Origin of the sequence: Pseudomonas sp. FP1740, assembly GCF_030687165.1 — a bacterium.
Taxonomy (GTDB): Bacteria; Pseudomonadota; Gammaproteobacteria; order Pseudomonadales; family Pseudomonadaceae; genus Aquipseudomonas.
The window spans coordinates 435,536-446,092 of the sequence record NZ_CP117461.1; the positions used below are offsets into that span (position 1 = coordinate 435,536).

Consider the following 10,557-nt stretch of genomic DNA (forward strand, 5'->3'; position numbering starts at 1 on the left):
AAGCTGGCGTACGTTCGGCGTGGATGGTAACTGGTTGAATTGAAAAGAAATTTGCCTCGATAAGAGGCAGCCTGGTGAGAAAGTGTCTATGAAAGCAGGTCTGTACCAACCAGATGAATTCAAGGATAACTGCGGTTTTGGCCTGATAGCCCATATGCAGGGCGAGCCCAGTCATACCCTTTTGCAAACGGCCATTGAGGCCCTGACCTGCATGACCCACCGCGGTGGGATCAACGCCGACGGCAAGACCGGTGACGGTTGCGGTCTGCTGATTCAAAAGCCGGATGTGTTCCTGCGTGCCATCGCCCAGGAAACCTTCGGCGTCGAACTGCCCAAGCAATATGCCGTGGGCATGGTCTTCTTCAACCAGGATCCGGTGAAAGCCGAAGCCGCTCGCGAGAACATGAACCGCGAAATCCTGGCCGAAGGCCTGACCCTGGTCGGCTGGCGCAAAGTGCCGATCGACACCAGCGTCCTCGGCCGCCTGGCCCTCGAGCGTCTGCCGCTGATCGAGCAAGTGTTCATCGGTGGTGAAGGCCTGAGCGATCAGGACATGGCGATCAAGCTGTTCAGCGCCCGTCGTCGTTCGTCCGTGGCCAATGCCGCCGATGTCGATCACTACATCTGCAGCTTTTCCCACAAGACCATTATTTACAAAGGCCTGATGATGCCGGCGGATTTGACCGCCTTCTATCCAGACCTGAGCGACCAGCGCCTGCAAACTTCGATCTGCGTGTTCCACCAGCGCTTTTCGACCAACACGCTGCCGAAATGGCCGCTGGCGCAGCCGTTCCGCTTCCTTGCCCACAACGGCGAAATCAACACCATCACCGGCAACCGCAACTGGGCGCAGGCCCGTCGCACCAAGTTCACCAATGATCTGATGGATCTGGATGAACTCGGCCCGCTGGTGAACCGTGTCGGTTCCGACTCCTCCAGCATGGACAACATGCTCGAGCTGATGGTCACCGGTGGCATCGACCTGTTCCGTGGCGTGCGGATGATCATTCCGCCTGCGTGGCAGAACGTCGAAACCATGGACCCGGACCTGCGTGCGTTCTACGAATACAACTCGATGCACATGGAACCGTGGGACGGCCCGGCTGGCGTAGTAATGACCGACGGTCGTTACGCGGTGTGCCTGCTCGACCGTAACGGTCTGCGTCCGGCGCGTTGGGTGACCACCAAGAACGGCTTCATCACCCTGGCCTCGGAAATCGGTGTCTGGAACTACCAGCCTGAAGACGTGATCGCCAAGGGGCGTGTCGGCCCGGGCCAGATCTTTGCCGTGGACACCGAAACCGGTCAGATCCTCGACACCGACGCCATCGACAACCGCTTGAAGTCCCGTCATCCGTACAAGCAATGGCTGCGCAAGAATGCCCTGCGCATTCAGGCGACCATGGAAGACAACGACCACGGTTCAGCGTTCTACGACGTCGACCAGCTCAAGCAGTACATGAAGATGTACCAGGTCACGTTCGAAGAGCGCGACCAGGTGCTGCGTCCGCTCGGCGAGCAAGGCTACGAAGCCGTCGGCTCGATGGGCGACGATACGCCGATGGCCGTGCTGTCCCAGCGCGTGCGTACGCCGTACGACTATTTCCGTCAGCAGTTCGCGCAGGTCACCAACCCGCCGATCGACCCGCTGCGCGAAGCCATCGTCATGTCGCTGGAAGTCTGCCTCGGTGCTGAGCGCAACATCTTCCAGGAGTCGCCGGAACACGCCTCGCGCGTGATCCTCAGCTCGCCGGTCATTTCTCCGGCCAAATGGCGCTCGCTGATGAACCTCGATCGCCCAGGTTTCGAGCGTCAGATCATCGACCTCAACTACGACGAGAGCGTGGGCCTCGAAGCCGCAGTGCGTAACGTCGCCGATCAGGCTGAAGAAGCCGTTCGCGCCGGTCGCACCCAGGTCGTACTGAGTGACCGTCACATTGCTCCGGGCAAGCTGCCGATCCACGCTTCGCTGGCGACCGGTGCCGTGCACCACCGCCTGACCGAAAAAGGCCTGCGTTGCGACTCCAACATTCTGGTGGAAACCGCGACCGCTCGTGATCCGCACCACTTCGCGGTGCTGATCGGTTTCGGCGCCTCGGCGGTCTACCCGTTCCTGGCCTATGAAGTGCTGGGTGACCTGATCCGCACCGGTGAAGTGCTGGGCGACCTCTATGAGGTGTTCAAGAACTACCGCAAAGGCATCACCAAGGGCCTGCTCAAGATCCTGTCGAAGATGGGCATCTCGACCATCACGTCGTATCGCGGTGCGCAGCTGTTCGAAGCCATCGGCTTGTCCGAAGAAGTCTGCGAACTGAGCTTCCGTGGCGTGCCAAGCCGCATCAAGGGTGCACGTTTCGTCGACATCGAAGCCGAGCAGAAAGCCCTGGCGGCCGAAGCCTGGAGCCCGCGCAAGCCGATCCAGCAGGGCGGTCTGTTGAAGTTCGTCCACGGTGGCGAATATCACGCCTACAACCCGGACGTGGTCAACACCTTGCAAGCCGCAGTGCAGCAGGGCGACTACAGCAAGTTCAAGGAATACACGGCGCTGGTGGACAACCGCCCGGTGTCGATGATCCGCGACCTGCTCAAGGTCAAAACCCTCGACACGCCGCTGGACATCAGCGAAGTCGAGCCTCTGGAGTCGGTGCTCAAGCGCTTCGACTCCGCTGGTATTTCGCTGGGCGCTCTGTCGCCGGAAGCCCACGAAGCCCTGGCCGAAGCCATGAACCGTCTCGGCGCGCGTTCGAACTCCGGCGAAGGCGGCGAAGACCCGGCGCGCTACGGCACCATCAAGAGCTCGAAAATCAAGCAGGTCGCCACTGGCCGCTTTGGTGTGACCCCGGAATACCTGGTCAATGCTGAAGTGCTGCAGATCAAAGTCGCCCAGGGTGCCAAGCCCGGCGAAGGTGGTCAGTTGCCAGGCGGCAAGGTCAACGGTCTGATCGCCAAGCTGCGTTACGCGGTGCCGGGCGTGACCCTGATTTCGCCTCCACCGCACCACGACATCTATTCGATCGAAGACTTGTCCCAGCTGATTTTCGACCTGAAACAAGTCAACCCGAATGCGCTGGTTTCAGTGAAACTGGTGGCAGAAGCGGGCGTCGGCACCATCGCGGCCGGTGTGGCCAAGGCCTACGCGGACTTGATCACCATCTCCGGCTACGACGGCGGCACCGGTGCATCGCCACTGACCTCGATCAAGTACGCGGGCGCACCATGGGAGCTCGGCTTGGCCGAAACGCACCAGACCCTGCGTGGCAACGACCTGCGCGGCAAAGTCCGGGTACAAACCGACGGTGGCCTGAAAACCGGCCTCGACGTGATCAAGGCCGCGATCCTCGGCGCTGAAAGCTTCGGCTTCGGCACCGCGCCAATGATCGCCCTGGGCTGCAAATACCTGCGCATCTGCCACCTGAACAACTGCGCCACCGGCGTCGCGACTCAGAACGAGAAGCTGCGCAAGGATCACTACATCGGGACCGTCGACATGGTGGTGAATTTCTTCACCTACGTCGCCGAAGAAACCCGTGAGTGGCTGGCCAAGCTGGGCGTGCGCTCCCTCGAAGAGCTGATCGGTCGTACCGATCTGCTGGAAGTCCTCGAAGGCCAGACCGCCAAGCAGAACCACCTGGACCTGACCCCGTTGCTCGGCAGCGATCACATCCCGGCAGACAAGCCTCAATTCTGCCAGGTCGACCGCAACCCGCCGTTCGACAAAGGCCTGTTGGCCGAGAAAATGGTCGACATGGCCACCTCAGCGATCAACGACCTGAGCGGTGCCGATTTCGCCCTGGATATCTGCAACTGCGACCGTTCCATCGGCGCGCGGATCTCCGGTGAAATCGCCCGCAAACACGGCAACCAGGGCATGGCCAACGCGCCGATCACCTTCCGCTTCAAAGGCACGGCGGGTCAGAGCTTCGGCGTGTGGAACGCCGGCGGTCTGAACATGTACCTGGAAGGCGATGCCAACGACTACGTCGGCAAAGGCATGACCGGCGGCAAACTGGTCATCGTTCCGCCGAAAGGCAGCGTCTACAAGACGCAGGACAGTGCCATCATCGGCAACACCTGCCTGTATGGCGCCACCGGCGGCAAGCTGTTCGCCGCCGGCACCGCGGGTGAGCGTTTCGCGGTGCGTAACTCCGGTGCTCACACTGTGGTGGAAGGCACAGGCGATCACTGCTGCGAGTACATGACCGGTGGTTTCGTCTGCGTTCTGGGCAAGACCGGTTACAACTTCGGCTCAGGCATGACCGGCGGTTTCGCCTACGTGCTCGACCAGGACAACACCTTCGTTGACCGGGTCAACCACGAACTGGTGGAAATCCAGCGGATCAGCGGTGAGGCGATGGAAGCCTATCGCAGCCACTTGCAACGCGTGCTGAACGAATACGTCGAGGAAACCGACAGCGAGTGGGGTCGTAACCTCGCTGAAAACCTCGATGACTATCTGCGTCGTTTCTGGCTGGTCAAGCCCAAGGCTGCCAACCTGAAATCGTTGCTTTCCAGCACCCGTGCCAACCCGCAGTGATATGCGCCTGAAGAGTTTGATGAGGTTTTAACAATGGCTGAACGTCTGAATAACGACTTCCAGTTCATCGATGTCGGGCGCAAGGATCCGAAGAAGAAACTGTTGCGTCAACGCAAGAAAGAGTTCGTGGAAATCTACGAGCCGTTCAAACCCCAGCAGTCGGCCGACCAGGCCCACCGCTGCCTGGGCTGCGGTAACCCGTATTGCGAATGGAAGTGCCCGGTGCACAACTTCATTCCCAACTGGCTCAAATTGGTGGCCGAGGGCAACATCCTCCAGGCCGCCGAACTGTCGCACCAGACCAACACCCTGCCGGAAGTCTGCGGTCGGGTGTGTCCACAGGATCGTCTGTGCGAGGGTGCCTGCACCCTCAACGACGGTTTCGGTGCGGTGACCATCGGTTCGGTGGAGAAGTACATCACTGACACCGCGTTCGCCATGGGTTGGCGCCCGGACATGTCCAAGGTCAAGCCGACTGGCAAGCGTGTTGCGGTAATCGGTGCGGGCCCTGCGGGCCTGGGCTGTGCCGACGTGCTGGTGCGTGGCGGCGTGACGCCGGTGGTGTTCGACAAGAACCCGGAAATCGGCGGTCTGCTGACCTTTGGCATTCCCGAGTTCAAGCTGGAAAAGACCGTGTTGAGCAATCGCCGCGAAGTCTTCACCGGGATGGGCATCGAGTTCCGTCTGAACACCGAAGTGGGCAAGGACGTGACCATGGAACAACTGCTCGAAGAATTCGATGCGGTCTTCATGGGCATGGGCACCTACACCTACATGAAGGGCGGCTTCGCCGGCGAGGACCTGCCGGGCGTGCACGACGCGCTGGACTTCCTGATCGCCAACGTCAACCGCAACCTGGGCTTTGAAAAGTCGCCGGAAGATTTCGTCGATATGAAAGGCAAGAAGGTGGTGGTTCTGGGCGGCGGTGACACGGCGATGGACTGCAACCGTACCTCGATTCGTCAGGGCGCCAAGGCAGTGACCTGTGCCTATCGTCGTGACGAAGCGAACATGCCGGGCTCGCGCAAAGAGGTGAAGAACGCCAAGGAAGAAGGCGTGAAGTTCCTCTACAACCGCCAGCCGATCGCAATCGTCGGTGAAGACCGTGTCGAAGGCGTGAAGGTGGTCGAGACCCGTCTCGGCGAGCCGGATGCCCGTGGCCGTCGCAGCCCCGAGCCGATCCCGGGTTCCGAAGAGATTATCCCGGCCGACGCCGTGGTCATCGCGTTCGGTTTCCGTCCAAGCCCGGCGTCGTGGTTCGAGCAGTTCAGCATCCAGACCGACAGCCAGGGCCGCGTCGTGGCGCCGGAGCAAGGCCAGTACAAGCACCAGACCAGCAACCCGAAAATCTTCGCCGGTGGCGACATGGTGCGCGGTTCCGACCTGGTGGTGACGGCGATCTTCGAAGGCCGCAATGCCGCCGAAGGAATCCTGGATTACCTGGGCGTTTAACCCTCCACTGATCGTTCCCACGCCCTGTGTGGGAACGATCTTTCGATGCCGAAACCGCGACAAATTGACCCGATAGACAAAAGGATCGGCTCTTGCCGTGCCTTTTGCGTCGCGCTCTGAGAAAATGCCCGCACTTTTTTTCCGGATGCCGACATGACTGCCCTGAAGAACGACCGTTTCCTTCGCGCCCTGCTCAAGCAACCCGTAGACGTCACCCCCGTGTGGATGATGCGTCAGGCCGGTCGCTACCTGCCTGAATACCGCGCCAGCCGTGCCAAGGCCGGTGACTTCATGAGCCTGTGCATGAACCCGGCGTTCGCTTGCGAAGTCACGATGCAGCCGCTCGACCGCTATCCGCAACTGGACGCGGCGATCCTCTTTTCCGACATCCTGACCATCCCCGATGCCATGGGCCAGGGCCTGTACTTCGAGACCGGCGAAGGTCCGCGCTTCAAAAAAGTCGTCAGCACCCTGGCCGACATCGAAGTCTTGCCGATTCCTGATCCACAGAAAGACCTCGGCTACGTCATGGACGCAGTCAGTACCATCCGCCGCGAACTGAACGGCCGCGTGCCGCTGATCGGTTTCTCCGGCAGCCCGTGGACGCTGGCCACCTATATGGTCGAAGGCGGCTCGTCGAAAGACTTCCGCAAGACCAAGGCCATGCTCTACGACAACCCGCAAGCCATGCACCTGCTGCTGGACAAGCTTGCGCAGTCGGTCACCTCGTATCTCAATGGCCAGATCCTGGCCGGCGCGCAAGCGGTGCAGATCTTCGATACCTGGGGCGGCAATCTCTCGGCGGCGGCGTACCAGGAATTCTCCCTGGCCTACATGCGCAAAATCGTCAGCGGCCTGATCCGCGAACATGAAGGCCGCAAAGTGCCGGTCATCCTGTTCACCAAGAATGGCGGCCTGTGGCTGGAAAGCATCGCCGACGCCGGCGCTGATGCGCTGGGCCTGGACTGGACTTGCGACATCGGCGAAGCCCGCCAACGCGTCGGCAACAAAGTCGCTCTGCAAGGCAACATGGACCCGACCGTGCTTTACGCCAAGCCAGAGGCCATCCGCACCGAAGTCGGCCGGATCCTCGCCAGCTACGGCAAGGGCAGCGGTCACGTGTTCAACCTTGGCCATGGCATTACCCCGGAAGTCGACCCGGAGCACGCTGGTGCGTTCCTGCGTGCGGTGCATGAATTGTCGGCGCAGTATCACGAGTGATCGTCGCCCGATAAAAAACGCCCGGCATTTGCCGGGCGTTTTTGCATCAAAATCAAAGGATCGCAGCCTTAAGCTTTCAAATTCTCCAACGGCGGCAACTTCGCCAGTTTCAACGCCACCAACAGCGCAATCACCAGCAATCCGCTGATGAACAGTCCGATCCCGTTCCAGCCACCCAGATGCCAGGCCATACCGCCCGCCGTACCCGCGATACTCGACCCGGCGTAATAGCTGAACAAGTACAACGACGTCGCCTGCCCCTTGGCCTTGGTCGCGCGACGGCCGATCCAGCTGCTGGCCACCGAATGCGCGCCGAAGAAGCCGAAGGTGAAGACCAGCATGCCTAAGATCACTACTGGCAGGGGCGTAAACATCGTCAACGCAAGGCCCGCGAGCATCACCACAATGGTTGCCCAGAGCACTTTGCGCCGGCCGAGCTGGTCGGCCAGGGCGCCGATTTTCGCCGAGCTGTAGATGCCCGACAGGTACACCACCGAGAGTAGCCCGACGAAGGCCTGGTCCATGTGATACGGCTCGGCCAGCAGGCGATAGCCGATGTAGTTGAACAGGGTAACGAACGCGCCCATCAGCACGAACGCTTCGACAAACAGCAGCGGCAGGCCGGCGTCGCGAAAGTGCATGGTGAAGCCGTCGAGCAGGCTACGCGGGTGCAGCGAGCGGGCGTGGAAATTGCGCGACTCGGGAAGGATTTTCCAGAACACCGCGGCGGCAATCAGCGCCAGGCCGCCGATGACCAGCATTGCCGTGTGCCAGCTGACGAAGTCGATCAGCACCCCGACAATCAATCGTCCGCACATGCCGCCGATGGCGTTGCCACCGATGTACAAGCCCATGGCCAGGCCGATGTGCTGCGGGTGAATTTCTTCACTTAGGTAAGTCATTGCCACCGCCGCCAGACCGCTCAGCGACAGCCCAACCAGCGCCCGCATCACCAGCACGCCTTGCCAGCTCGGCATCATCGCACTGGCCATGGTGCACAGTGCGGCGGCGAACAGTGCGGCGACCATCACCGGTTTACGCCCGATGCGATCGGAGATGGGGCCGGTGATCAGCAATCCGATAGCCAGCATGCCGGTGGCGACCGACAGGATCAGGCTGCTCTGGGCCGCATTGATGGAAAACTCGCGGGACAGCAGCGGCATCATCGGCTGTACGCAGTAGAGCAAGGCAAAGGTCGCGAAGCCTCCGGAAAACAGCGCCAGCACCGTGCGCATAAACATCGGTGTGCCTTTCTCGATGTACATCTCGTTGCGTTCAGTGACGACATCATTCAACGCGGCGGGCGGAATTTCATGGGCGAGTGGGGCGACAGCAGTTTTCACTTCGGACCTCGGAGGACGCAGCCGGTCAGGCAATGAAAAAATCATATAGCTGGCTAATGTTTCTATCCAATATATTGTTCGACCTGTTTGATAGGTTTAACGACCTAATGGAGTTTTCATGGAATTGCGTCACCTGCGCTACTTCATTGCCGTCGCCGAAGAACTGCATTTCGGCCGCGCCGCCCAAGTGCTGGGCATCTCGCAGCCGCCGCTGAGCCAGCAGATTCAGGCGCTGGAACAGGAAGTGGGGGCGCGTCTGTTCGAACGGACCAATCGTCGGGTCGAGCTGAGTGAGGCCGGTCGGCTGTTTCTGGAAGAGGCGCGGCTGGCGCTGGCGCAGGTCGACAAAGCGGCGGATGTGGCTCGGCGGGCACAACTTGGTGAATTGGGTGAACTGAAGATCGGCTTCACCTCGTCGGCGCCGTTCAACTCGACCATTCCCCAGGCGATTTTCTCGTTTCGCCAGCGCTTCCCGGCGGTGCACCTGAACCTGCGGGAAATGAGCAGCACCCAAGTGGCCGATGCGCTGGTGGACGAGTCGATCGAAGTCGGCATCATGCGACCGTTGGGCTTGCCGGACTCCCTCAGCGTGGTGGAGCTGATGCGTGAGCCATTGGTGGCGGTGCTCAGCTCCAAGCATCCGCTGGTGGATGGCAGCGAAGAAGGTCTGTTCCTGTCCGCTCTGGCCCTCGAGCCGTTCGTATTTTTTCCGCGCAGCTATGGCAGCGGTCTGTACGCACAACTGCTCACTCTGGCGCGGGACGCCGGCTTCAGCCCGCACTTTGCCCAGGAGGCGGGCGAGGCGATGACCATCATCGGGCTGGTGGCGGCGGGTTTGGGGGTGTCGGTGTTGCCGGCGTCTTATCAGCGGATGCGCATTGATGGCGTGGTGTATCGGCCATTGCTCGATCCAGAGGCTATTTCGGCGGTGTGGCTGGTGCAGCGCAAGGATCAGAAGTCGCCGATGGCCAAGGCGTTTGTGGAGTTGTTGACGCGTAAGGTTGAAGGGAAGTGAAAGCGAGCAAATCACCGCACTCAGGACACTTCAAGTAATGGATCCGTCTTAGTGATTTAGCCAATTCTTGCGCAGAATTGATTTCTTTAAAACGAGTGCCATGGATGCCACTTCGATACCAGCCCAAGGAAGGCAGCGTGCTGATTTGTGATTTCAGGGGTTACGAAGTTCCTGAAATGATCAAGGTCAGGCCCGTTGTTGTCATACGCAAGCACAGAACCAACAGCCTATTAGTGACTGTTGTCCCGTTGAGTACCACTGCGCCGAATTGTGTGCTTCAACATCACCTGGAGCTTCAGAGTCATCTGCAGGGAGCCAGCCCAACCTGCTGGGCAAAATGCGATATGGTTGCGACAGTGAGTCTGTCCAGACTTGACCGGATAAAAAGTCGAGACCGTCATGGAAAGCGTGTGTACCTCATTTCACAACTTGCAACAGATGAGTTTTACGCAATCAAAGCCGCGGTACGTAGCGCTCTTGGTCTGTGATGTCATCAGATATGGCGCAGTTGGGCAAGTCGCCACCCGTTGTCTCCCATTCAGTTTCAAGCAATACTGACCGCGTTCCCGAAAGGGGCTTGTGAGACTCTGAGGATCCTGGGTAACCAGCCATCGCAGAGCCAGGCAGGTACTGGGCGATGACAAGCCGACCTGTTTGTGAAAGGGCGCCGAAAGGCGCCCTTTGTCGTTGTAGCGAGGGAGCTTGCTCCCGCTTGAGTGCGCAGCGCTCACAAAAATCAGCAATGAATTCCAGAGTTTTTGGGGGCTGCTGCGCAGACCGGCGCGAGCAAGCTCGCTCGCCACAGGATTGCGTTCAACTCATCACTGCTTTTACTGAACCTTCGCCAAATCCCCCTTCAACGCAACCCCGGCCATGATCGCCCCAGCGTGGCACTCATAGGTCTTGGCATCCTTGCGCTCATTGCTCTTGTAGAAGCTGACGATGTTGGTCACGGCGTTGGCGCCGGCATGCTGGTCTCCTTGACCCTGGTA

The 10,557-nt window shown here is 60.1% G+C and carries 6 protein-coding genes and 1 pseudogene; 5 read left to right on the plus strand and 2 right to left on the minus strand.

From position 1 onward, the window contains the following. The first annotated feature begins 88 nt into the window (after positions 1-88). From gltB to hemE, 3 genes are all read left to right on the plus strand, one after another. A complete protein-coding gene (gltB, locus tag PSH69_RS01960) occupies positions 89-4,534 on the plus strand; it encodes a glutamate synthase large subunit (RefSeq protein WP_305410878.1) in 4,446 nt (1,481 codons plus the stop codon). A gap of 33 nt (positions 4,535-4,567) precedes the next feature. Then, a complete protein-coding gene (locus PSH69_RS01965) occupies positions 4,568-5,986 on the plus strand; it encodes an FAD-dependent oxidoreductase (RefSeq protein WP_007936832.1) in 1,419 nt (472 codons plus the stop codon). Positions 5,987-6,139: 153 nt separating this feature from the next. After that, positions 6,140-7,207, plus strand: a complete 1,068-nt coding sequence (gene hemE / locus PSH69_RS01970) for a uroporphyrinogen decarboxylase (protein WP_305410879.1) — start codon at positions 6,140-6,142, stop codon at positions 7,205-7,207. A 68-nt stretch (positions 7,208-7,275) separates the two neighbouring features. Here the strand turns inward: hemE and PSH69_RS01975 are convergent, their stop codons facing one another. After that, on the minus strand, positions 7,276-8,550 hold the full coding sequence (locus tag PSH69_RS01975; protein ID WP_305410880.1) for an MFS transporter: 1,275 nt from the start codon (positions 8,548-8,550) through the stop codon (positions 7,276-7,278). Positions 8,551-8,668: 118 nt separating this feature from the next. Between PSH69_RS01975 and PSH69_RS01980 the strand changes: the two genes are divergently transcribed. Together PSH69_RS01980 and PSH69_RS01985 are read left to right on the plus strand one after the other, a co-directional pair. After that, positions 8,669-9,565 (plus strand): LysR family transcriptional regulator, encoded by an 897-nt coding sequence (locus PSH69_RS01980; RefSeq protein ID WP_111453918.1) that lies wholly within the window; start codon positions 8,669-8,671, stop codon positions 9,563-9,565. A 104-nt stretch (positions 9,566-9,669) separates the two neighbouring features. Next, positions 9,670-10,053, plus strand: coding sequence for a type II toxin-antitoxin system PemK/MazF family toxin (locus PSH69_RS01985; protein WP_370695225.1), 384 nt, complete (start codon positions 9,670-9,672; stop codon positions 10,051-10,053). A 342-nt stretch (positions 10,054-10,395) separates the two neighbouring features. Here the strand turns inward: PSH69_RS01985 and PSH69_RS01990 are convergent. Beyond that, positions 10,396-10,548: pseudogene (locus PSH69_RS01990) on the minus strand (excinuclease); the annotation flags it as partial. Positions 10,549-10,557 lie beyond the last annotated feature (9 nt).